Here is a 22,004-nt window from a genome sequence, read left to right on the forward strand (position 1 = left end):
TCCGCCGGGTTGGCCGAGAACGGCAAGACATTCCTGACGTTGTGCACGTCCAACCCTTCGACGGGCGGTCTCAGTGATGACTCGTGTTCTTGGTTCGATGCTGATCGCACTGACGCTGCTTCTCGCGATATGCGGCTGTAATCCGCTCGGCAAGAACCCGATTGCCGCCTCCGTACCCGTCGCCTTTGGCATTCGCGTCACCGACGGCAACCTGCGCATCTGGACGGGCCTGCCCTGCCCCGGGACCACCGAAGTGGATGTGACCTTCGATCAGGAACAGACCGATCGGGCCGAGCTGAAGCTGGCCGCTCCGGGTCCGGCCGCACAACCGGGAGCCGCTCCGGTCCCAGGGGTCGAGGTCGAGCATCTGACCATCGGCGGACCCTATTCCGGATTCGAGGTCCGCTCGGCGTTACCTGACGGTTTCGACTGGCGCACAGCCGAGACGGTGTCTCTGTTCACCCGCGGAGCTCCGATCACCTGGGGAGCGGACAGCGAACTTGCCGAGGCCGAGGAGCACTCCGGCGAGCATCCGAATGACACGTATTGGTTTCAGGGCATCGGGTGGCTGAACCCAGCCGAGGTGGCCGAGCAGGCCGGCCGGACCTTCATCTCGGTCTGCAGCCCCGACCCAGCCAAGAACCATGATCTCCCAAGGGTTTTCGGCGTTCGCGTTGCCGATGGGAGCCTACGGATCTGGCCCGGATCACACTGCGACGCCGTCGAGCACGTGATCGTCACGTTCCAACCCGAACAAGCCGACCTCGTCCTCAGTTCATCCCACCCCTACAGCGTGCGACTCGATCAGCTCACCATCGGGAGCCCGCTGTCCGACTTCAACGTCACCAGGCCGCTGCCCGGCGGATTCGACTGGAGTTCCGCCGCCACGGTCCTCCTGCGCGTGTTTCAGCAGACCAACACCGACCCTTGGACCACGCCCACCGACCTGAGCCCTGCCCGCACCGAATCCACCCAGCACCCCGAGGACACGTACTGGTTCCAAGGATTCGGCTGGCTCGACCCCACTGAGGTCTCCGCCCGCGACGGCAAGGACTTCCTGACCGCCTGTGCGCAGGCGCAATAGCCTCAGGCACGAAGAGGTACGCCACTGCCCTTTGCGTTCATCGAGGTGAAAGCCTCTGCGGCGGACACCTCGTCGGCAGGGATGCTCGCGGCGGTGACGGCCAGTGACTTGAATGCTCGTGCGGCCGCACTGAGGCTGTGCCCGAACAGGTGGCTCGGATCCGGCGATTCACCCCAGACCAGGAGCTCGGTACACATCGCGGGGATTGGTCGGCCGTCACCGGAGACCGCCCCGGAGTAGGTGTCGGCACCCATGACCAGCACACACTGCTCCTCCTCGTGATGCTCCGGCGTCTGTAGCGCATCGACCAACTCGGCACCGAGGATCTGCACCGGGCGGACGTCACCCCCGTCGGAAAGCGAGACCGTGACCCGCCAGCCACTCATCATCCGGTCGACGATGAGTCCCCCCGCGTTGAGAGCCAGCTCCGCCGCATCCCGGGCCACCACGTGCATCCGGTATGTCAAAGCACCGCAGCCCTTTTCGCCCTTCATCGCAGCACCTGCCCCCGCCCGCGACGTCGACATGGTGACCTCCCACCGGATACGCAACCCGCCCCGACATCATTCCGGGACGCCTAACTGTAATAGTTACAGTAGGTTGGGTACAAGTAGCCGATCGGCTGGTGACGCCCTAGTGGGTGATCTGCCAGTCCGCGGCCTCGCGCTGCTGGTTCCAGAACTCGTCGAACCGTCCCCGCGCGGACAGCAGCTCCTCGATGCTGCCGTCCTCGACGATCCGTCCGCCGTCGAGGAACAGCACCCGGTCGGCGTGCCGGATGCTGGCCAGCCGGTGCGCGACGATCACCCGCGTCCGCGCACGCTCATCGGCGGTGAGGGCATCGACCACCGCCGCCTCGTTCTCCGTGTCCAGGGCGCTGGTCGCCTCATCGACCAGCAACACCGGCGCCGGCTTGACCAGTGCCCGGGCGATGCTGACCCGCTGCCGCTCACCGCCGGACAACGCGGTGCCGGCTTCGCCGACCTTGGCGCCGTCACCGTCGGGCAGCCGCCCGGTCAGCTCGTCCACCCGAGCCAGCCGCGCCGCGTCGGCGAGTTGCTCGGCACTGGCATCCGGATCGCCGACCAGGATGTTCTCCCGGATCGTCCCGTCGAACAGGTAGGGGTGCTGGAACACCACACTCGTTGCCGCCCTACGGGTTTCGGCGTCCATTTGGGCGGTGTCGACACCGTCGATCAGCACGCGCCCCGCAGTCGGCTGGTGCAGCCCCGCGATGAGCGACAGGATGGTGCTCTTTCCCGATCCCGACGGGCCGACGATCGCGGTGGTGCCGCCGGGCTCCAGGACGAAGCTGACGTCTTCCAGCACCGGAGTCGCTCCGTAGCCGAATGTCACACAGTCGAATTCGATCCGGGGCGCGGTGTGCGCCGGCAATGTGGCGGTGCCAGTGGCCATCACGGGAGCGTCGAGTACGGCACGGATCCGGCCGAGCGAGGCCCGGGTGGATTCGATTGCCGGGGCAAGCTCCGACAAGGAGGTGAACGGCTCAAGGTAGCGCGCGGCGACGACGATCATCGCGATCGCTTCGGGCACACCGAGGGTGCCGCGAACCGTCAGGAAGGTGGCCACTCCGGCCAGGATCACCAGTGCCAGTTGGCTGGCCAGGCTGAACAACAGTTGGCCCGGCACCTGCATCAGCAGCAGCCGCATGCTGGCACCGTGCTGCGCGGCCAGGGCGTCGCCCACCATGCTGCGGGCCGGCTCGACCCGCCGGGCCGCGCGCAGCGCCTGCTGGGTGCGGGCGAACTCGATGATGCGTTCGGTGAACGCCCGGTTCGTCTCGTCTGCCACGGTGTCGGCCTTACGGCTGAGCCTGCCCGAGGCCCAGAACGCGCCCAGCAGGACCACCACGCCGGCCAGCGCGGCCAGCCCGAGTGGGACCGAGATGAACAGCAGCGCAACGGCAATGGCCGCAGGCAGCAGAATCGCACCGATCAACGGCGTCAGCAGGTTGACCACCATGCCGACCAGTTCCGGTCCGGTGGCAGCGATCGCCTGGCGGGCATTGGCGGTGTTCGCGCCGCCGTCGGCACCCAGCCAGTCCATCCGGATGCCGGGCAGCCGGTCGGCCACGTCGTGCTGGGTGTGGTCCAGCAGGGCGAAGCCGAGGTCGAATCCGAGCCGGGAGGTCGCGGTGTCGACGATCCATCCGATGACGGTCGCGGCGGTGAGCCATCCCAGCCAGGGCAGAGCGTCGCGCGGCACGTCGCTGAACAGGGCTGCCACCAGGGGGATCAACAGCACCGCGCCTGCCGCGCGGATCACCACCGAGGCCAGCGTGAGCGCGGCGTAGATGCCGACCTTCCCGCGGCGGTCCGCCGGGATGAGGGCAATCAGGGTGCGGATCATCGTGCCTCTCCTGCGGTGACGGCGGCGCCGGGATGCAGTGTCTGTCCGGTCTGCCAGAGCTGGTGGTAGCGCCCGCCCTCGGCCAGCAGTTCTTCATGGGTACCGGTCTCGGCGATCTGTCCGCCGTCGAGGACCACGATCTGGTCGGCGTGGGTGATCGTATGCAGCCGGTGCGCGATCACCAGCACGGTGCGATCCTTGGTCAGCCGGTTGAGGGCCTGTTGCACAAGGTATTCCGATTCCGGGTCGGCGAAGGCCGTGGCCTCGTCCAGGATCAGCACCGGAGTGTCGGCCAGGATGGCCCTGGCGATGGTGAGCCGTTGCCGCTCGCCTCCGGACAGCGCCGACGACGCACCGAGCACCGTCTGATAGCCCTGGGGCAGCCGCAGTATCCGTTCATGGATCTGGGCGTCGCGCGCGGCCTGCTCGATCCGTGCCTGATCCGCCTCCGGGTCGGCAAGCGCGATGTTCTCGGCGACGGTCCCGGCCACGAGCTGGGTGTCCTGCAGCACGAATCCGACACGGCGATACAGCTCGTCGGCCGACAACGATCGAATATCTGTGCCGTCCAACCGGATCGACCCCGAGTCGACATCGTGGAAGCGGGCCAGCAGCGCGGCAAGCGTGGACTTGCCCGACCCGGACGGACCGACCAGCGCGGTCACGGTGCCCGGGCGCAAGGTCAGCGAGACGTCCTGGATCACCGGAACGCTCGGCCGGTACCCGAAGGTCACCCCGTCGAACACCACAGCGGCCGAGGCGCCCGGCTGCCCCGGGTGCTCATGCAGCGAAAGGTCCGCCTCGTCGAGCGCGTTCTGGATCCGGCGCGCGGCCAGCATGCCGCCGCGGATTCCGCCCAGCCCGTAGCCCACGCCCAGCAGTCGGACCCCGAACGTGGTGCCCAGCAACAGGAAGGGCAACAGGTCGACGGGGTCCATCGAGCCACCGATGATCATCGGAGTACCGACGGCCGCGATCAACCACAGGAACGTGCCCGGCCGGGTGACCAGGTCCATCAACGACTTCTTGCCGGTGAAGGGACGCTGCCAGCCGACCAGGAACCCGATGTACTCGTCGAGGCGGCGGCGGAAACTCGACGACGCCGCGCCGCCGAACACCCGAACGACAGGCTGGCCTTCGAGGTAGGCGCCGGCTTCCCCGCTCATCCGGTCGGCCCAACGTTGGGCCTGCCCGATCTTGGCTCCGGACTGGATGGTCATCACCGACATCAGCACCAGGTAGGTGAGCACCGGGATGAACAGCACGAGAGCCAGCCGCCAGTCGACGGTGAACAGGTAGACGAGCACGGCCACCGGTGCGACCACGGCCGCAACCGCATCAGGGATCGCGTGGGTCACCAGGTAGTGCAGTGACAAGGTGTCGTCCTGCACCAGTTGCTTGATCGAACCGGAACCCCGTGCGGTGAACCAGCCCAGCGGCAGCCGCGACATCTTGGTCAGCAGCCGGGTCCGCAGCTCGCGGGCGAACTTCGCGTCGAGGCGGTGCAGCCAGAGTGTGAGCCCCGCGCCCAGCAGCGCGCCCAGGCCCAGCAGCCAGACCGCGGTCAGGCCCAGGGTCCACAGCCGGGACTCTTCGGCACCGGTCAACAGCACTCGAGCCAGTTCGACCAAGAGCACGAACGGTGCGAGCTGGATCAGTGTGATGATCGCCTGCAGGACACCCGACACGATCAGCGGCGTCTTCAGCGGCGCCAGCAGTCGCCCCGCGCCCTGTGCGCGCCAGGTACCTCGCGCCGGGGCCGCGGCCGGGGCGGCAACAGGTTCGACGACACCGGATTTCGCAGTCTCGGCCTTGGCATCGGGCTTGGTCTCGGTCTTGGCGGCCTTCTCTTCGGTGCGATCGGTGCCCATCGCCCGACCTTCGGTCCAGTAGGCCTGGGCGTGCAGTTCGGATTTGGGAAAGCCGAACTCGTCCTTCAACCGCGTGCGCAGGTGCTTGAGTGAGCCGGCCTCCGGCGTCACCCAGCAGTACCAGTCCGACCAGTCCCTGGCCTCGATCGCGGTCGCCAGCGATGTCGTGTCGTGGCGTTCGACCCAGTGCACCTGCAGCCGTGGATGTTCGGCGATCGGGATGAGCAGATCGTGCTCGTCGTGTTGCTCGAGATAAGCCTCGATCGGGACGTCGTGCGGCAGGGCGCCGATGATGCCGTTGATGGCCGGGATGGCTGCCGCATCACCGATCAACAGGTAGCCGGCGGGCAGGTCCTCCGGCACGGTGAATCCGGTCGAGCCGAGGGCCATCACCGGGATGGTGTCGCCCGGCTTGGCGGTCCTGGCCCACTTCGACGCCGGGCCGGATGGTTCGTGCAGCACCACGTCGACCGCGAAATGCCCGGTCGCCGGATCCATTTCGGACATCGTGTAGCCGCGCTGGTATTCGGTCTTCGAGCCGTCGGGGTCCGGAACCCAGAATCGCAGGTACGACGTCGGCTCGGCTATCGCGTCCTCGAACACCGTCGGCGACACCAGCCGCAGACGCAACATGTTCGGTGTCAGGTAGGTCGTCTCGACCACGGTCGCCTGATGATCGCGCGCGCCGAAGCCGCGCATCATCACTCCCTGAAATCCGCGTGCCATCAGCGGTCCTCTCCCCTGGCGGTCAGATCCGCCACGATGTCGGTAATCGGCCTACCGGGCGCCACGGACGTCAGCAGTCCCCGGATCAGCGCGTTCAGCAAAAGTTCCAGATACTGCGGACCGCTCAGTTGCATGCCCGCGTTGTGCACCGCGCCCAGCGCGGCGTCGCCGGCCAGCCGTTGCGCGGCGGCGTCTCGTTCCAGGACGAATCCGTCGTCGCCGCCGCTGGCCTCGGCCTTGAGCTCGTGCTGGGCGGCCAGCCCGATGGCCAGCACGGCCACCGAACTGCTCAGCAAGGCGGCGCCCTCGGCGGTGTACCCGCGCCGGCCCAGCGCGGCGATCTCGTCGGCCAGCAGCCGGGCACCGGCTTCCCCGCGGGGGAACAGCACCTGCATATAGGTGGCGAGACCGGGATGTCCGAGCGCGAATCGGTGCAGGCTGACCCCGAAGGCCAGGAGATGGTCTTCGACCGATCCGGCGGGGTCGTCGGTGAACTCGAGTTCGGCGAGCAGACTCTCACCGACCAGCCGTTCCAGCTCCCAACGGCCGCTGATGTGGCGGTACAGCGCAGTCGCAGACACTGAAAGCCGGGCGGCCACCGCGTTGACGCTCAGATTGCGCATGCCCAGCTCACGCCCCGCGGCAACGATGTCGGACACCGCGATCAGCGGCGGACGTCCACCCACGCGCGCGGGCGCATCGGTTCCGGCCACGACTACCTCCACAGGAAAGTTACCCCCACAAACTAAGGGTCGCCTTAGTGAACGTCAACCGCTCCCCCGATAACAGAGCAAGCGCTCTGTTATGGTGTCGCGGTGCCCCGCCCTCGCGTCCACGATCCGGATGCGGTCCTCGATGCCACGGAATCCCTGGCCGTGCACTCCGGACCGGCATCGGTGACCATCCGCGCCGTCAGCGACGCCGTCGGGGTTTCCAACGGCGCGCTGTATCACTCGTTCGGTTCGAGGGCCGGACTGCTCGGCCAGGTCTGGCTCCGGGCCGGGCGGCGGTTTCTGGCCATGCAGCGCGAGTTGGTCGAGGCCGCCCACCAGGGCAGCGACGCGATCGCGGCGGCCGCGTACGCCCCGGTGATCTTCGCCGAGCGTCACCCGGCCTCGGCGCGGCTACTTCTACAGGTTCGGCACGAGCAAGTGCTCGGCCCCGAACTGCCGGAGGATCTGGCCGCCCAAGCACGCGAGCTGCAAGAACAGTTGGTGGACTTGATGATCCAACTCGCGGTCGCCACGTGGGGCCGGCGCGACCGGGCCGCCGTGGACACCGTGACGACGTGCATCGTGGACCTGCCGACGGCCGTCCTGCTGCAGCGCAACCGTATTGACGATCCCACCGCCCGCGATCACCTCAACGCGGCGGTGTCCGCCGTGCTGGCGGTGGGGCCTGCCCCTGACCCACGAACAATGGAACCTCATGGCCACAAACCTTGATTACGACGGCGACATCGCCATCCTCGACCTCGGCGACGACGAGAACCGGTTCTCACCCGACTTCCTCGACGAGGTCGACGCACAACTCGACACCATTCTGGCCCGAGGCGCCCATGGCCTGGTGACCACGGCCGAGGGCAAGTTCTACTCCAACGGGCTCGACCTCGATTGGCTTGGCGCCCACAGCGATCAGGGTGACTGGTATGTGGGACGGGTGCAGGGCCTGTTGGCCCGGATGCTGACGTTGCCGATCCCGACGGCCGCGGCGGTGGTGGGGCATGCCTTCGGTGCCGGCGCCATGCTGGCAATCGCCCACGACTTCCGGGTCATGCGTGACGACCGCGGCTTCTTCTGTTTCCCCGAGGTGGACATCCGGATCCCGTTCACCCCGGGAATGGCCGCGCTGATCCAGGCCAAGCTGACCCCGCAGGCAGCGGTCGCGTCGATGACCACCGGCCGCCGGTTCGGCGGCCGCGACGCCCAGACGTGCGGACTGGTCGAGGCCACCGCACCCGAGGGCTCGGTGACCACGGTGGCCATCGACCTGCTGCGCCCGCTGGGCGGCAAGGACTCCGGCACCTTGGGCGCGATCAAGCAGGGCATGTTCGGCCCTGCAGTCCAGGCACTGACCGCGGCCCACGCCGCCGGCTAATCAAACCGGGAGGGCGGTGCCGGTCTCGCGTTCGGCGAATTCGACCACCCGGGCCGCACTCTGGTAGTCGCATGCCACGGCCGATCGTCCGATCAGCACGGGGCCGCCCCGCAGCCCGAATCTGCCCTCTACACCGACATAGCTGCCGGGCGGAATCGGCTCGCTCAGGCAGTACAGCGTGGGCGCGGCTCCGGCATCGATGTCGTTGGCGAACACGTCGGCCACCACCTTGACGCCGCGTTGGACCGCTGACATCAACGGTTTGTCGGAGACATTCGGCAGGTTGGAAGCCACCCAGCCCGGATGGGTGAGTTGGGTGACCACAGGCGATTTGGCGGCGCGCAAACGGCGGTCGAGGTCCAGGCCCCACAACATGACCGCCAGCTTCGACCGCCCGTAGGCGCCCATCACCGTCCACTTGTGGTGGCGTAGGTGCATGTCGTCGAGCCGCAGCGTCGCTGACTTGTGCGCCTCGGAGCCGACGTTGACGATCTGTTGCCGGACCCGGCCGTACAACAGATTCGTCAACGCGAACGGGCCGAGGAGGTTTGTGCCCATGGTCATCTCGAACCCGTCAACCGTGTCGGCCCGGTGTTGGCTGAGCGCTCCGGCGTTGTTGATCAGGATGTCGACGTCGCCATCGAGGCGCCCTGCGAACGCGTGCACGGATGACAGATCGGCGAGGTCGAGTTCGATCACCTCGGTGGATCCGCCGATCTCCGCCGCGCGCTGTGCCCCCAGCGCGGTGTTACGCACCGCCAGGATTACGTGCGCTCCGGCCCGCGTCAACGCGCGGGCGGTGCCGAGACCGACTCCGTTGGTCGCCCCGGTGACGATGATGCGTTTTCCGGTCAGATCGCCGAGCCGGTCCGGGGTCCACCTGAGGTTGGCTTGAGTGCTCACATCGGTGACAGTAGCGACGCATCGAGCTCGGGTAGCGGCCTGCGACAGATCTCCGCTGCCTCGGCGGCATCCATGCCCAGCATGCGCAGCACATCCTCGGTGACCTTGTCGGCGGCGGCCGCGTCGTCTCGGTCGGGTTGGTCGCGTAGCAGCCGGCCCAGACCCAGCAGCGCGCCTGCGGCAACAGCCAGGGCCAGGTCGGGGTCGTCGACCAGGAACCTCCCCGCATGGGCACCGGCCTCGATGTCGCGCCGAGCCCTGGGCGCCAGGCCACGATCCGATGCCAGTAACTGCAGCCCGTTGGCGAGAATGATCTGGCTTTCCTGGGGACGTCGCCGGAACAGCCGTCCAGTCAGCCGGAAACTGCCGGCGAACACTTCAGCCGGGTCGTCGAGATCCCCGGTGAGCCGGTCCATCAGAGCGCCGTGGGCATCGAGCGCCTCGGCGACCGCCGCGTCGAACAACTGCTCCTTGCTGTCGAAATGGTTGTAGAACGAGCCCATTCCGACATCGGCGGCCTGAGTGATCTCCAAGACCGGTGCGTTCAGCTTGCCGGCCGCGATGAATGACTGGGCTGCGCCGATCAGCGCCGCCCGGGTGCGCTGCTTGCGCCGCTCGAGCCGGCTCGGTTGCTCGTGGCCGCTCACAGCCACTCAGGTTAACAGGCCGGATTCAGTTCTGATGATTTCGTCAGATTACCTTGACTGATGATTCCTTCGCATGTGACGATTTCGTCAATCGAAGGAGACGCGATGCAGGAACACCCTGGTCGGGCACCCAACCCGGTGATCAAAATCCACGATCTCGCCTGGCTGGAATTCGAGAAGCCCGACCTGGTCAAGGCGGAGGCTTTCGCTCGAGCATTCGGGTTCGAGGTCGCCGCACACACACCCACCGAGCTACGACTGCGCGGGACCGACCCCGGTTCGCCATGCGTATTTGTCCGGCCGGGTGAAAGCTCACGTTTCACCGCTGTGGCGTTCACCGCAGCCGACGCGCGTGATGTGCACAGGCTGGCACAACACACAGGCGCCCCGATCCGGGCTCTGCCCGACTCGCTGGGCGGCGTCGCGGTCGACCTGGCTGATCCCACCGGGCTACCGGTGCGTGTGGTGGCCGGGACCCACCGACTCGGACGGTTGAGCCACCAGGAGCCGCTGCCGCTGAACTTCGGTCACAACGCTCCCCGCATCAATGCCACCCAGCGCCCGCCTCGGGTCCCCGCCAAAGTGCAGCGCCTCGGGCATCTGGTTCTGCAGACCACCCGATACCGAGAAACTCTCGACTGGTACCTGCAACACCTCGGCCTGATCGTCAGCGATTTCCTGTTCTTTCCCGGACAACGGGAACGCGGACCCACGATGAGCTTCCTCCGTTGTGACCGTGGCATGACACCGACCGACCATCACACCCTCGCGCTCGCGCTCGGACCCGCAAACCGGTACGTGCACTCAGCCTTTCAGGTGTGCGACCTCGACGCGCTGGCCGCAGGCGGCCAGCATCTTCGCGACCGCGGCTATCAGCGGTCATGGGGTATCGGCCGCCACATCCAGGGCAGCCAGTTGTTCGACTACTGGCGCGATCCGGACGGATTCCTCGTCGAACACTTCACCGACGGTGACATGTTCGACTGCACTGCCGCGCCCGAATGGGCCCCTTTCACCGCGTCCGGGCTGTCCCAGTGGGGCCCTCCGGTAACCCGCGACTTCCTGGGCATCGACCCCAGATCGATCCCCGGCGAGGCGCGTTCGATGTTCAGCGCCCTGCGTTCCGACAACGAGTTCGACCTCAACCGCCTGCTCGGCCTGATGAAAGTTGCCCAGTCATGACGCTTTCTGTCCTTCGCACCGCCGAATCCTGGTGGCTGCAAACATCTTCCGGCGCGGTCAGGATCACCACGACGGCCCGCACCACCGCGGAGCTACTCGCCGACCGCGACGCGGTGCGAGCAGCGGCATCCAGTACCGAGACCGTAGCGGTGGACTCGTTGGAACTGGTGTCGCCGATCACCAGACCTTGTCGGGTCGTCGCCCAGATGACCAATTACGCCTCACATGTCCGGGACTCCGGGATGAACCCTGACAACGTCCCACTGACGTTCTTCCGCAAGTCATCGGCCTCGATCACCGGCCCGCACGACGACATCATCAAGCCGGCCCACGTGCGCCTGCTGGACTACGAGGTCGAGATCGGACTGGTGATCGGGCGTGAGATCCCAGCCGGCACAGCGATTTCCACCGACCGACTCGCAGACTACATCGCAGGGCTGGTGGTCACCAACGACGTGTCAGCCCGCGACGTCCAGTTGCCGCAGACCCAGTTCTACGAGGCCAAGTCCTACCCGAGCTTCACCCCGGCCGGGCCCGCGCTCGTCCTGCTCGACAGCGACGAGCTCGGCCGGTTCGGCGAGCTCAGGCTGCGGCTGCGGGTCAACGGCGAACTCCGGCAGGACATGCTGGTCGACGGCGACATGCTGTACCGGCCCGCGCAGGCGTTGCAGTCTCTGGCCCGGTTCCAGGACCTGGCCGCCGGTGATCTCATCCTCACCGGCACCCCGGCCGGCACGGCACTCAGCGCACCTCCCAAGCCGATCGAGATGATCGGCGCGCTCCTGCCGCCGGCGGTGAAGTGGAAGGCCTTCTTCAAACGCCAAGCCGGCAACCCGCGCTACCTGCACCACCGCGATGTCGTCGAGGCCTCGGTCGCCACCGATGACGGCGCGATCGACCTCGGCCGCCAACGCAACACTGTGCGGTTCGAGTGACCTCGGTTGTCATCGTCGGGGCCGGACCCACCGGGATCGTCGCCGCGACACTGTTTGCCCGCTACCACGTCGACTGTCTGGTGCTCGACCGCTGGCCCGAGGTCTACCGCCAACCACGTGCCGTACACCTCGACGATGAGATCTACCGCATCCTGGCCGATCTCGGTCTCGCCGAGCAGTTCGCGGCGATCTCCCGGCCCGCGGCCGGGTTACAGCTGCTCGACGCCGACCTGAAGGTGCTGGCCCGGTTCACTCGCGAGCCCGCGGGCAGGCATGGCTTCCCTCAGGCCAACATGTTCGACCAGCCCCAGCTCGAGGAACTGCTGCGCGCGAATCTGGCGCGGTATCCCCAGCTTCGGCTACGGACCAACGTCGAGGTCACCGGTTTCACCAGGCTCGGCCAGGGCCGCCTTCAGGTTGCGTTCGTCGACCGCACCACCGGCGCCACCGAACACGTCGAGGCCGACTACCTCCTCGGCTGCGACGGCGCCAACAGCACGATCCGTCGAAGGCTCGGGGTCGCGATGACCGACATGCACTTCGAACAGCGCTGGTTGGTGGCCGACGTACGGAGCACTGTCGACCTCAAGCAGTGGGACGGGGTGCACCAGGTGTGCAACCCGGCCCGTGCCGCGACCTACATGCGAATCGGAAATGACCGCTACCGCTGGGAATTCAGGCTCTTGCCGAACGAATCGGTTGCGGACTACTCGACGCTTGAGACGCTTCGGCCGTTGATCGCACCGTGGGTCGGTACCTGCGCCGACCTCGAGTTGGTACGGGTGGCCGAGTACACGTTCCGGGCAGCGATCGCTGAGCGCTGGCGCGTCGGCAATGTGTTCCTGCTCGGAGACGCCGCACATCTCACCCCGCCGTTCATCGGCCAGGGGATGGGTGCAGGGGTGCGGGATGCGGTGAATCTCTGCTGGAAGCTGGCGGCCGTGATCGCCGGCGATCTGCCGGAGCACATCCTGGACAGTTACCCGCAGGAACGAAAGCCCCATGCCCGCGCCCTGATCCGGGTCGCGTTGGCAATGGGATGGGCCATGACGGCCGGGGGCGGGTTCGGTGACACCGTGCGCCGCGCACTGTTACCCCGACTGGGCCGCATCCCCGCGCTGCGTCTGCGCCTGTTCGACGGGGTCACCCCGGCATTGCGGAGCTCAGCGCTCGTACACCGATCGCTCGGTCGCCGCTCACTCGCAGGCACGTTGTGCCCCAATACAGTTCAGTCGGAAGGCTTCACCTTCGTGGCCACCACACCGCTGCCTCCCGCTGTCCACGGCGAATTGACCGAACGAGGCACAACGGTGCTCGTGGTCGAGCCCGACAGCGAGCTGTGCCGGTGGTTACGCACCGGACGAGCCAAAGCCGCGATCATCCGACCCGACCGCACGGTGATGCGATCGGGTACGAATGTCGTCGGGCTCTCTGAGCTGGTGCCGTCGTCAGCGGGGTTGGTCAGTTGCCCCAGCCGCGCTGGCCATCCCAGCCGCCGCAGATGCCGTTGATGCAGCCGTGACCCCAGCCACCCTGGGCGGGATTCCAGCCGCCACAGCCGTTCCAGCCGGGGCCGCTGTCGCAGCCACCACCGCCGCCGGCGTCGCCGCTACCACTGGGTTGAGCACTGATCGTCGTGGCGGGTGCATCATTCATGATCGCGGCGGTCGGTACTGCTGCAATCGCCACCGCGGCTCCCGCTACGAACACTGACCCCATGAGTTTTCGTATGGTTAGCATGACTCCATACTCCTCTCCTGTGAGCCTCCTGCCAAGTGATGTGATCAAGCCCGCGTGTAGCGCAGCATCGTCACACCTGCGCCGGCAAAGGCCTCCGGGTAGTCGCAGAAAACCGGCTTGAGCCGCATTCCGACACTGAGTTCCTCCGGTGCGACGTCGATGATCTCGGTCGAGAACCGCGGACCTTCATCCCACTCCACGATGCCCAGAATTTGCGGCACCGCGTCGGCGAAGTGCGGGCCTACGGGGCGGCGAGCCACGGTGAACGAGTACAGCGTGCCCATCCCCGAGATCTCCCGCCACTCGAGGTCGTCGGCGAGCGTGCGGGGCGCCAGGACGCGGGGATAGAACACGTAGGCCTGCGTCGACGGTGAGTACTGGATGACGATGCGGTGCTCGGCCAGCGCATCCCAGAACGGCGTACTGGTGGGAGTTTTCACCGGCATGGGCCGGGCGAATCCGGTCATCGGTTCACTCGCCTTCCAGAATCAGGGTGGTTTGCTCGGACAGGATGCCGCCGTTGCCGGAGACGAATGCGCGGTTGCAGTCGGGAACCTGGGCCGCACCGGCGCGGGCCATGATTTGGCGGGTGGCATCGCAAACGTGGTGCATGCCGCCGGCCAATCCTGCCTGCCCGAAACCGAGTTGGCCGCCGGCGGTGTTCAACGGGAAATCGCCGCGGACGGTCAGATCGTGGTCGGACACGAAGGACATACCCTTGCCCTTCTCGCAGAATCCGGCGTCTTCCAGGCTGAGCAGCACCGTGATCGTGTAGCAGTCGTAGATCGACACCATGTCCATGTCGCGGCGGGTCAGCCCGGCCATCCCGAACGCGGTGTCGGCCGCCTTGCGGATCGGCGTGTCCAGCAGGTCCTCGGCGTAGGTGGGTGTCTTGAACGGTACGTGCTCGCCAAAACCCTTGATCCACACCGGCCGGTTGCGGGCCCGGGCCGCGATGTCGGCGCTGGCCACCACGACCGCGGCGCCACCGACACACGGCATCACGATCTCCAGCATGTGCAACGGATCGGCGATCACCGGACTGGCCAGGACGTCCTCGACACTGAGCGGGGTGTCTTTCCAGATGGCACCGTCGGTGTGGTTGGCGTTGAACCGCTGGTCCACCACGATCTTGGCCATCGCGCGCTCGTCGTAGCCGTACTCATGGGCATAGCGTTGCGCCACCTGCCCGTAGGGCCCGTTCTGGCCGAGGTTGCCGTAAGGAATGTCGAATTCGGCCTGCGGTGAACCGAATTGGTTGCTGGACGAGCCGAAGAACACCGCATCGGTCAACGCCTTCGGTTTCAGCTCGGAGGACGGCGTGATGTAGCGCGCAGGTAGTGCGCACAACACCACGTCACACAGGCCGAGCTCGATGGCGGCGGCCGCCCGCCACACCATGCCCGCGGCGCTCGCGCCGCCGAGATCGAGCAACTCGGCGAAATTGGCTCGCACACCCAGATACTCGGCCACCGTCGACGGTACGAAAATCTCCGACTCGCCGAGATGCGATGTGACGATGCCGTCGACCTGCTCGGCCGACAGCCCGGCATCCTCCAGGGCGGCGGCCGCCAGCAGTGCCCACTGTTCGAGAGTGAAGGGCGCCGGTGAGGCCTTCGTCAGCCGTTCGGGCGGCAGCTCGACGTAGCCGACGATCGCGGCGTCGCCGTGGAGTCCCCTACGCGATCTCATCCTCATTCCTCACTTACGCGGTAGGCCCAGGATCAGCTGGGCAATGATGTTGAGCTGGATCTCGGTGGTGCCGCCGCCGATCAACTCGGCGGGTAAGTCCAGATAGGGCGACGCCACCGCGGGTTGGCTGTCGAATTCCATTGCCAGCGGTCCGGTCAGACGCAGCGTGAGCTCAGCGGCCCGGCGCAACATCACGTTGGTGGCCACCTTGGCGATGCTCGACGCCGGTCCCGGTGCCTGCCCGTCGAGCAGGCGCAACGTCTCACGCACGCCGAGCGCCTTGAGTGCGTTGGTGTAGGCGTCGATCTCGCCGATGGCGTGGCGCATCGGGTCCGGGTCAGGGCTCACCCCGACGAGTTCGCGCAGCGCGCCCATCCGGTCGATGTTGACGTATCCGCTGATCGCGACCCGTTCGTGGGCCATGGTGCTGATGGCCAGCTGCCAGCCCGACACCGGATCCCCCAGCAGCATCTCGTCGGGCACGAAAACGTCGGTCAGGAACACCTCGTTGAACTCGGCCCGCCCGCTGGATTGGGTGATCTGCCGGAATTCCACTCCGGGGGAACGCATGTCGAGGATGAAGTAGCCGATGCCGCCGTGCTTGGGAGCATCAGGGTCGGTACGGGCCAGCAACGCACCGAAATCGGCCCGGTGCGCCAACGAGGTCCAGATCTTGTGCCCGTTCATCTTCCAGCCGCCGTCCACGCGCACGGCGCGGGTACTGAGCGAAGCCAGGTCCGAGCCTGCTCCCGGCTCGCTGAACAGCTGGCACCACGACAGCTCGCCGCGCAACGTGGTGGGCACGAAACGTTGTTGCAGTTCCTCGGATCCGGCCGCCATCAGGCTCGGCAGGATCCACTCGGCGATACCCACCGACGGCCGTACCAGGCCGGGGCGCAGGGCGAACTCCTCGTCCACGATGAGCTGCTGGCGCACCGTCGCGTCGCATCCCCACGGTGCGGGCCAGTGCGGGGCGATCAGGCCCGCATCGGCGATCAGCTCGCGCCGTGGGCCGACGGCGAACTCCGGATAGTCGCCCTGGCGGCTGAAACCGGTGTCGGACAGGGTGAGGGCACGATCCAGCGTTGTGCCTACCCGGGCCCGGAACTCGGCGTCGGACTCACCGAGGTTCACCGTCATGTCCCGGGCGGAGGTGGCCGACAGCTCGCCGAGGTTGCGGGTCCACCGCGACATCGGGCCGATCGATGCGGCCAGGCTGGTGGCTCGGCGCCAGTACAGGTGCAGGTTGTGTTCCCAGGTGAATCCGATCGCGCCGAGCATGGTGAGTGCCTCGAGTACCAGGCCCGGTACCGGCATGACCGCCATCACCGCCGCCGAGCAGGCGGCGAGCCGATGCTGCTCGGCGTCCGTGGATCCACCGAGGGCCCGCACCGCATCCCAGGCCGATGCCGTCGCAAGCGCACTGTTGACCAGCAGCATGGCCGCTTTGTGTTGCAACGCCTGGAACGTGCCGATCGGCTTGCCGAACTGTTCGCGGCTACGCAGATGCTCGGTGACGATGTCCACACACCACTGGGTGATACCGGCGGCAACCGAGGCGGTGAACGCGACGGTCAGATCGGTGACCAGGTCGGCGTCCATGTCGGTCAGGACCGCGGTGGCGGGGACCGCGTCATCACTCAGCCGCAGGACACCCAGATCGGTGGTGAGGTCGGTGCCGCGGCGCAATTCAACCTGTCCCTCAACCGGATTGAGGACGGCCCAGCGCAGGTCTCCCGTCTCGTCGGCGAACGGCACCACGATGCGCTGCGCCGATCCCAGCCCCATGGCCACGCCCGACGAGCCGGTGAGCAGCCAACCGTCGCCGACGGCCCGGCCTTGGAAGTCGGACTGCTCGCCGGCCACCACGACGGCGGTGGCTCCTTCGGCGATCTCCTTGAGCAGGGTCTGGGCAGCCGGGCTCTGCTGGCGGACCATTGCCGCCCCGGCAATCGCCGTGGCGAGCAACGGCCCCGGCAACAGTGCCGAGCCCGCGGCTTCCAGCACGCAGGCCATGTCCTCGAGCCCGCCGCCCTGCCCGCCAACGGCCTCAGGCAGGTGCACCGCATGAAACCCGTTGTCCACCAATGCGGGCCACCACGGCGGCAACTGCCCGGAGGCCAGCTCGTCGAGCACCGCCCGGGTCCCGTCGACGGGAGCATGCCGGGCCGCGAAGTGTGCGACGGCTTCGCCCAATTGTTGCTGCTCAGGGGTCAGCGCGATCGATACGTGGGTGGTCATACGCGCCGCCTCGACGTATAGGAGTTGGACGTGAAGAACCGTGCCCCTTCGGCGATCGCCTCCGTCGTCGGACGCGGCTGCCAGCCGAGCTCGCGAACCGCCTTGCTGTGGTCCATCGGCGACATCACGTGCATCAACCGCACCGTCAGGGGACTGAGCTGGTTCTCCTTCTTGCGCAGCCGGACCAATGGATCGACGATCGCGCCCGCGGCCGCCAGCACACGGATGGGGACACCACGCCGGGGCGGATCGACATCAACCGCCGCACAAGCGGTTTGGTAGATCTCCTGGGCGGTCATAAAGCTCTCGGACACGATGTAGCGCTCACCGATCCGGCCCCGTTCGCCTGCCAGGATCAGCGCCTCGGCGGCGTCAGCGATGCCTACTGTCTCCGCCGCCGCTCCCTTGACGTAGAACGGCATCTTGCCCCGCACCGCGGCGGCGACCAGACCGCCGTGCGGCGTCGGCAGCCAGTCCCCGGGGCCGTAGGTGTTGGAGACGCACATCGCGACCGCGGGCAGCCCATGCTCGCGTGCGTAGCGCAGCACCATCTGTTCCGCGAGCACCCTGGTGTGCACGTAGTCTCCGCCGATGTCGAGCCAGTTGTGCCGCAGATCCTCGGTGGCGCGCCCGGATTCGGCGATGCCGATCGTGGCGATCGAGCTGGTGAAGACGAACTTGCTCAACCCCGCCTCTACGGCGACGTCCAGAACTTCTTGCAGCCCTTCGACATTGGTCCGCCACAGCGGTGCGGGGTCGCTCAGCCAGGCCCTGGCGTCGACGACGCAGTAGTACACCACGTCACAGTCGTCCAGCGCCTCGCGCACCGACTCGGGATCGAAGATGTCGCCGTAGACGCGCTCGATGTCGAGGTCGTCGATCCCCCGGGTGGAGCTGGTGCTGCGGATCAGCACCCTGACGTCCTCACCTCGCTCGACCAGCCGCCGGGCGACATGTGAGCCGAGGAATCCGCTGGCCCCGATGACCAGTTTCTTTGTTCTCATGCGCCCTTGCGTTCGACGTTCTCCAAGTTTACGAGACGCTACGTCTCGTCTTGTGGGAGACTACGGCGGGTAGCTTTCCGTGTAAAGATCCCTGCGGAGGACCGACCAGGACATGCCGACCACCCCGACCACCGAGCCAGCGACGCCTCCGCGGCGCCGCAGCGAGAGATCGCGCGTGGCCATCATCGGGGCCACCCGCGCACTGCTGCTGGAGCGAGGGTTTGACGGGTTGAGTATCGAAGCGGTGGCGGCACGGGCCGGGGTCGGCAAGCAGACCATCTACCGCTGGTGGCCCAGCCGCCCCGCATTGGTCGCCGACGTGCTGCTCGAAGACGCCGACAAGATCCTGGCCACCATGCCGCACACCGACGATGTCACCGCGGACCTGGTCTCCTGGGCCGGCACGCTGGCCGCCGCGCTGACCACCAAACGGGGCAACGCGATGCTGCGCATCCTGACGGCGGCCTCACTCGAGCACGAGGACACCGCAGCGCGGCTGCGGGCAGGGTTCAGCCGGCCACTGGTCGAATCTGCGCGCAACCGACTGCTGGCCGAACACATCGATGCCGGCCTGGCGTCGGCCGCCGCCGACGCCCTACTCGGCGGCGTGGTCTATCCGATCCTGTCCGAGGGACAGGACTATTCCCGGCAGCGGGCCGAAGACATGGCCCGCCTGATCGTCACCAGCCTGCGCACCGCCGGCTGATTGCCGATCGAGCTATGCGCCGGGTACCGCGCCCGGCGCCCGCACCACCATCGGTACCGCCGGGAAATAGGTCGCCATCTCTGACCGGCATTTGCGCAGGGCAGCGGTGCCGTAACCGCGCTTGCGGAAGTCCGGGTGGATCCAGATCCGGACGTTGACCTCGCCGTGGGTCAGCTCGCCGAACACCATCCCGACCTTCTGATCTCCCTCCAAGGCCACGAACCAGGCGGCCTCTTCGGCATCCACCCGGCTCAGAGCGGCACGGATCTCGTCGTCGACGTCGGAGGCGGGTGCACCCGACCCGTCACCGGAGGCACCGACGTCGGTGGTCCTGGCGGTGAAGATGTCGCGGTCGGCATCGGCGCTGAATGCCCGTAGCTCCAGCGATTCACCCGAAGCCGCCGGCCGCTCGGACACCGTGAAGCTGAGCTGGCTGTTCAGGTCGTCGAGTTCCGCGGCGATCGCGCGGCGCGAGTCCTTGGTGATCTGGGCGAAAGACAGGCCCACGACCGCCTCGGCCGCGACGTGCGAGGTGCCGAGCAGTTGGGCAACCGCCTCGACGGCCGCCGCACGATCGTCGGCCTCCACGATCACGTCGAGCACTTCGTGGCGCCGGTTGAGGGCGTTGAGCAGAGCGTCGGCGATTTCGCGCCGCGCCGCGGCTTTGTCGTGATCGGTCATACCGCGAGCGTAGATCAGCACCGTGCGCTCTGGGCAGGGCAACTGCGCCCGGTGGCTCCAGACCGGCCGATCAACTCCGGCGCCGGCCCCGTTTCCGGAACGCCACGAGCGCGTCTACCACCACGAACGCCACCAGGCTCAACCCGAACAGCGGCAGGGCCCAGCCGAGCGCCCCCGCGACCATCAACACGGCCACGCTGGCCCAGGGAGGCAACTGGCCCAGCGCCCCACGCAGCGGCGGGCGGCCCACGGCCCATGCCGAACCCCGGGTCGGCCTGCGCTGCCACCACATCCGGTAACCACGCACGATGACGGTGATCAGCCCGACCATGGTGAGTGCCAGCACGACCTGGTTGGCGACCCCGAACAACAGGCCCATATGAGCATCGATCGTCCAGTCGGTGAGCTTGGCCAGCAACGGCCACTGCGCGAAGTTCACCCGGTCTGTCACCTTGCCGGAATCAGGTTCGACCGCGATCTCGTCGGCACGGGTCGGCCAATCACGTTTACGCTCGGCCACTTTCCACGCCTGACCGGATTCGGTCGGCGGGTACATCCACATCGGGCCACGCAACCCCGCCTGCTCGGCGGCGCGCAACACGGTGTCAGCTCCGCCGAGCTCGGACCGGCCGCCGTGGTGGCCGTGGTGGGCAGCCGTCGCTGCCGGGGTGGTGCCGGACAGGGACGTATCCACGGTGGGCGCCGTGGTGTTCAGGTTCGCCTGGATGCCGTTGACCGTCTCCCCCGCATAACGAGACCAGGTGATGCCCGAAACCGACAAAGCCAACAGGATCGCCACCGTCCACACCCCCACCGCGCCGTGCCAGGACAGCGTGCGGCGACGACCCGAGGCGCTGCGGTCGGGCAGAACCAGATCGCGCATCGTGCGGTTCTCCCGGCGCCGCATGACCCACAGGCCGACCCCGGCCAGGGCGATCACCCACATCCAGCTGGCCGCCAGCTCGCTGTAGTTGCGGCCGACGGCACCCAGATGCAGGTTGCGGTGCAGCTCGTCGAACCAGGCCCGCAGCGGCATCCACTGCCCGTAGGTGGTCAGCGCGCCGCGCACCTCGCCGGTGTAGGGGTCGACGAACACCGTGCGCGAGTAGTCCGCCGGGATGTCCTTGAACTCCGGGCCCACCACGAGCCGGATCTGAGTGGTCTCGTCGGCGTCCACCGGCGGACGGATGCTTTCCACCGTGCCCTCAGGATGGGCGTGGCGGGCCGCGGCCACCTGGTCGGCCAGCGGCATGCGCTCGGACCCGACCCGCTCGACCGTCAGCTCGTGCCGGTACACGAACGTGTCGATCTGCGGGATCAGGGCGTAGAGCAGACCCGTGACGGCTGCGATGAGGATGAACGGACCGACGAAGACGCCGGCGTAGAAGTGCAAGCGCACCAGCAGGGGGCGGATGGAGCGGCTTGGGGTGGAGGGAGGGGATTCCTCGCGCAGTTGATCGTCGGGGGTGATGGTCATGGAAATGCCTTCGCGGAAAAGAACTGTGGAATGCGCACGCGGGCGCAACAAAGGAGTGAGGCCCGTCAGTCGACGGGCTGCCGAAAGAAGGAAGGGGCGTCAGAAGCCCATGCCGGACACCGCCGGCGGTGCTCGCATTCCCAGACCGGTGCGCAGCAGAACGGGCCGCGCGACAACGACGTTCGAGGGCCACCAGGGATCGCGGATCGAGGGGCGGATCTGGGCGGTGGCGAAAACCCGCAGCCAGGTCAGCACCGACGCGCAGACCACGAACAGATACTCGGCCACGCCGATCAGCACACCGAGGCCCACCGCGGCGGCGGCGTGCATCCCGGCCATGGGCACGGTGAGAAGCGATGACGCGTGGTGATGACCGGACATCGCCAGTACGAAGTGACCGAGGAACTGCCCGGCGCCGAGACCGGCGATCAGCAGGCCGGCCCGGCCCGAGCGCGTCTGCGGCTTCAACCCACCGACGGCGGCACCGAGCGCCGCGCACAGCAACAACAACACGATCAGCGGGCTGCTCGCCGGGACCATGCCACCGGCCGCGGCGTGCGCGACCGTTGCAGTCAGTGCCGAGCACGCACCCACCAGCCCGCCGCGCAGCCTGGCGGCATGGTTGGCAGGCGTGCTCACCTGCGGAAT

Annotated in this window: 21 protein-coding genes; 7 read left to right on the top strand and 14 right to left on the bottom strand. The window is 67.5% G+C overall.

The genetic code is table 11. The features are described from left to right. Positions 1-76 precede the first annotated feature (76 nt). The gene (locus tag BKG60_RS30075; protein ID WP_083339333.1) at positions 77-1,084 is read left to right on the top strand and encodes a hypothetical protein; all 1,008 of its coding nucleotides are present in this window, start codon (positions 77-79) and stop codon (positions 1,082-1,084) included. Between the two features lie 2 nt (positions 1,085-1,086). On the opposite strand, the gene BKG60_RS30080 is transcribed toward BKG60_RS30075, so the two are convergent. From BKG60_RS30080 to BKG60_RS30095, 4 genes are all read right to left on the bottom strand, one after another. Then, positions 1,087-1,578, bottom strand: coding sequence for a hypothetical protein (locus BKG60_RS30080; protein WP_070945816.1), 492 nt, complete (start codon positions 1,576-1,578; stop codon positions 1,087-1,089). A gap of 139 nt (positions 1,579-1,717) precedes the next feature. After that, on the bottom strand, positions 1,718-3,454 hold the full coding sequence (locus tag BKG60_RS30085) for an ABC transporter ATP-binding protein (RefSeq protein WP_070185726.1): 1,737 nt from the start codon (positions 3,452-3,454) through the stop codon (positions 1,718-1,720). Then, the gene (locus tag BKG60_RS30090; protein ID WP_070185727.1) at positions 3,451-6,051 is read right to left on the bottom strand and encodes an ABC transporter ATP-binding protein/permease; all 2,601 of its coding nucleotides are present in this window, start codon (positions 6,049-6,051) and stop codon (positions 3,451-3,453) included. Before BKG60_RS30090 ends, BKG60_RS30085 begins: the two co-directional genes overlap by 4 nt. Beyond that, positions 6,051-6,764, bottom strand: a complete 714-nt coding sequence (locus BKG60_RS30095) for a TetR family transcriptional regulator (RefSeq protein WP_075910495.1) — start codon at positions 6,762-6,764, stop codon at positions 6,051-6,053. The genes BKG60_RS30090 and BKG60_RS30095 overlap by 1 nt, the downstream gene beginning before the upstream one ends. A gap of 102 nt (positions 6,765-6,866) precedes the next feature. Here BKG60_RS30095 and BKG60_RS30100 point away from each other — a divergent pair, with 102 nt between their 5' ends. Both BKG60_RS30100 and BKG60_RS30105 read left to right on the top strand, forming a co-directional pair. After that, the gene (locus BKG60_RS30100) at positions 6,867-7,496 is read left to right on the top strand and encodes a TetR/AcrR family transcriptional regulator (RefSeq protein WP_075910398.1); all 630 of its coding nucleotides are present in this window, start codon (positions 6,867-6,869) and stop codon (positions 7,494-7,496) included. Next, positions 7,480-8,148, top strand: a complete 669-nt coding sequence (locus BKG60_RS30105) for an enoyl-CoA hydratase-related protein (protein WP_075910399.1) — start codon at positions 7,480-7,482, stop codon at positions 8,146-8,148. The genes BKG60_RS30100 and BKG60_RS30105 overlap by 17 nt, the downstream gene beginning before the upstream one ends. Here the strand turns inward: BKG60_RS30105 and BKG60_RS30110 are convergent, their stop codons facing one another. After that, positions 8,149-9,051 (bottom strand): SDR family NAD(P)-dependent oxidoreductase, encoded by a 903-nt coding sequence (locus tag BKG60_RS30110; protein ID WP_075910400.1) that lies wholly within the window; start codon positions 9,049-9,051, stop codon positions 8,149-8,151. After that, complete coding sequence (locus BKG60_RS30115; RefSeq protein WP_120765081.1) at positions 9,048-9,698, bottom strand: TetR/AcrR family transcriptional regulator; 651 nt, start codon at positions 9,696-9,698, stop codon at positions 9,048-9,050. The genes BKG60_RS30110 and BKG60_RS30115 overlap by 4 nt, the downstream gene beginning before the upstream one ends. 105 nt (positions 9,699-9,803) lie before the next feature. On the opposite strand from BKG60_RS30115, the gene BKG60_RS30120 reads away from it, so the two are divergent. Genes BKG60_RS30120 through mhpA form a run of 3 tightly spaced genes read left to right on the top strand, consistent with a single transcriptional unit; the run spans position 9,804 to position 13,326 of the window. After that, positions 9,804-10,880, top strand: coding sequence for a VOC family protein (locus BKG60_RS30120; protein ID WP_120765089.1), 1,077 nt, complete (start codon positions 9,804-9,806; stop codon positions 10,878-10,880). Then, on the top strand, positions 10,877-11,815 hold the full coding sequence (locus BKG60_RS30125; RefSeq protein WP_075910403.1) for a fumarylacetoacetate hydrolase family protein: 939 nt from the start codon (positions 10,877-10,879) through the stop codon (positions 11,813-11,815). Before BKG60_RS30120 ends, BKG60_RS30125 begins: the two co-directional genes overlap by 4 nt. Next, entirely contained in the window at positions 11,812-13,326 is a 1,515-nt protein-coding gene (gene mhpA / locus BKG60_RS30130; RefSeq protein ID WP_075910404.1) for a bifunctional 3-(3-hydroxy-phenyl)propionate/3-hydroxycinnamic acid hydroxylase MhpA, read from the top strand. Before BKG60_RS30125 ends, mhpA begins: the two co-directional genes overlap by 4 nt. Here the strand turns inward: mhpA and BKG60_RS30135 are convergent. From BKG60_RS30135 to BKG60_RS30155, 5 genes are read right to left on the bottom strand one after another with little or no spacing between them, the layout of a single operon-like run. After that, complete coding sequence (locus BKG60_RS30135) at positions 13,277-13,555, bottom strand: hypothetical protein (RefSeq protein WP_075910405.1); 279 nt, start codon at positions 13,553-13,555, stop codon at positions 13,277-13,279. The two genes, mhpA and BKG60_RS30135, sit on opposite strands and share 50 nt — an antisense overlap. 44 nt (positions 13,556-13,599) lie before the next feature. Then, positions 13,600-14,022 carry a Zn-ribbon domain-containing OB-fold protein gene (locus BKG60_RS30140; RefSeq protein WP_070185736.1) on the bottom strand — a complete coding sequence of 141 codons (423 nt, stop codon included), beginning with the start codon at positions 14,020-14,022 and terminating at the stop codon, positions 13,600-13,602. Positions 14,023-14,026: 4 nt separating this feature from the next. Beyond that, complete coding sequence (locus tag BKG60_RS30145; RefSeq protein ID WP_075910406.1) at positions 14,027-15,247, bottom strand: thiolase family protein; 1,221 nt, start codon at positions 15,245-15,247, stop codon at positions 14,027-14,029. 9 nt (positions 15,248-15,256) lie between these two features. Further along, positions 15,257-17,488, bottom strand: a complete 2,232-nt coding sequence (locus tag BKG60_RS30150; protein ID WP_075910407.1) for an acyl-CoA dehydrogenase family protein — start codon at positions 17,486-17,488, stop codon at positions 15,257-15,259. Further along, positions 17,485-18,492: an NAD-dependent epimerase/dehydratase family protein gene (locus tag BKG60_RS30155; protein WP_075910408.1), complete on the bottom strand. Its 1,008-nt coding sequence runs from the start codon at positions 18,490-18,492 to the stop codon at positions 17,485-17,487. The genes BKG60_RS30150 and BKG60_RS30155 overlap by 4 nt, the downstream gene beginning before the upstream one ends. A 112-nt stretch (positions 18,493-18,604) precedes the next feature. Between BKG60_RS30155 and BKG60_RS30160 the strand changes: the two genes are divergently transcribed. Continuing rightward, entirely contained in the window at positions 18,605-19,198 is a 594-nt protein-coding gene (locus BKG60_RS30160) for a TetR/AcrR family transcriptional regulator (RefSeq protein ID WP_075910409.1), read from the top strand. A gap of 12 nt (positions 19,199-19,210) precedes the next feature. Here the strand turns inward: BKG60_RS30160 and BKG60_RS30165 are convergent, their stop codons facing one another. The 3 genes from BKG60_RS30165 to BKG60_RS30175 form a co-directional block, all read right to left on the bottom strand. Beyond that, on the bottom strand, positions 19,211-19,879 hold the full coding sequence (locus tag BKG60_RS30165) for a GNAT family N-acetyltransferase (protein WP_070185740.1): 669 nt from the start codon (positions 19,877-19,879) through the stop codon (positions 19,211-19,213). A 70-nt stretch (positions 19,880-19,949) separates the two neighbouring features. Continuing rightward, positions 19,950-21,356, bottom strand: a complete 1,407-nt coding sequence (locus BKG60_RS30170) for a PepSY-associated TM helix domain-containing protein (protein WP_075910410.1) — start codon at positions 21,354-21,356, stop codon at positions 19,950-19,952. Positions 21,357-21,455: 99 nt separating this feature from the next. Next, positions 21,456-21,995, bottom strand: a complete 540-nt coding sequence (locus tag BKG60_RS30175; protein ID WP_070185742.1) for a hypothetical protein — start codon at positions 21,993-21,995, stop codon at positions 21,456-21,458. Positions 21,996-22,004 lie beyond the last annotated feature (9 nt).

The sequence above is a fragment of the Mycobacterium syngnathidarum genome (assembly GCF_001942625.1).
GTDB lineage: Bacteria > Actinomycetota > Actinomycetes > Mycobacteriales > Mycobacteriaceae > Mycobacterium > Mycobacterium syngnathidarum.

Excerpts from the sequence above, each read along its gene's own strand:
- BKG60_RS30155 (WP_075910408.1), bottom strand. The coding sequence starts at position 18,492 with ATGAGAACAAAGAAACTGGTCATCGGGGCCAGCGGATTCCTCGGCTCA.
- BKG60_RS30120 (WP_120765089.1), top strand. The coding sequence starts at position 9,804 with ATGCAGGAACACCCTGGTCGGGCACCCAACCCGGTGATCAAAATCCAC.
- BKG60_RS30125 (WP_075910403.1), top strand. The coding sequence starts at position 10,877 with ATGACGCTTTCTGTCCTTCGCACCGCCGAATCCTGGTGGCTGCAAACA.
- BKG60_RS30085 (WP_070185726.1), bottom strand. The coding sequence starts at position 3,454 with ATGATCCGCACCCTGATTGCCCTCATCCCGGCGGACCGCCGCGGGAAG.
- BKG60_RS30090 (WP_070185727.1), bottom strand. The coding sequence starts at position 6,051 with ATGGCACGCGGATTTCAGGGAGTGATGATGCGCGGCTTCGGCGCGCGC.
- BKG60_RS30075 (WP_083339333.1), top strand. The coding sequence starts at position 77 with ATGACTCGTGTTCTTGGTTCGATGCTGATCGCACTGACGCTGCTTCTC.
- BKG60_RS30145 (WP_075910406.1), bottom strand. The coding sequence starts at position 15,247 with ATGAGATCGCGTAGGGGACTCCACGGCGACGCCGCGATCGTCGGCTAC.
- BKG60_RS30080 (WP_070945816.1), bottom strand. The coding sequence starts at position 1,578 with ATGAAGGGCGAAAAGGGCTGCGGTGCTTTGACATACCGGATGCACGTG.
- BKG60_RS30160 (WP_075910409.1), top strand. The coding sequence starts at position 18,605 with ATGCCGACCACCCCGACCACCGAGCCAGCGACGCCTCCGCGGCGCCGC.
- BKG60_RS30135 (WP_075910405.1), bottom strand. The coding sequence starts at position 13,555 with ATGCTAACCATACGAAAACTCATGGGGTCAGTGTTCGTAGCGGGAGCC.
- BKG60_RS30150 (WP_075910407.1), bottom strand. The coding sequence starts at position 17,488 with ATGACCACCCACGTATCGATCGCGCTGACCCCTGAGCAGCAACAATTG.
- BKG60_RS30165 (WP_070185740.1), bottom strand. The coding sequence starts at position 19,879 with ATGACCGATCACGACAAAGCCGCGGCGCGGCGCGAAATCGCCGACGCT.
- BKG60_RS30105 (WP_075910399.1), top strand. The coding sequence starts at position 7,480 with ATGGCCACAAACCTTGATTACGACGGCGACATCGCCATCCTCGACCTC.
- BKG60_RS30140 (WP_070185736.1), bottom strand. The coding sequence starts at position 14,022 with ATGACCGGATTCGCCCGGCCCATGCCGGTGAAAACTCCCACCAGTACG.
- BKG60_RS30170 (WP_075910410.1), bottom strand. The coding sequence starts at position 21,356 with ATGACCATCACCCCCGACGATCAACTGCGCGAGGAATCCCCTCCCTCC.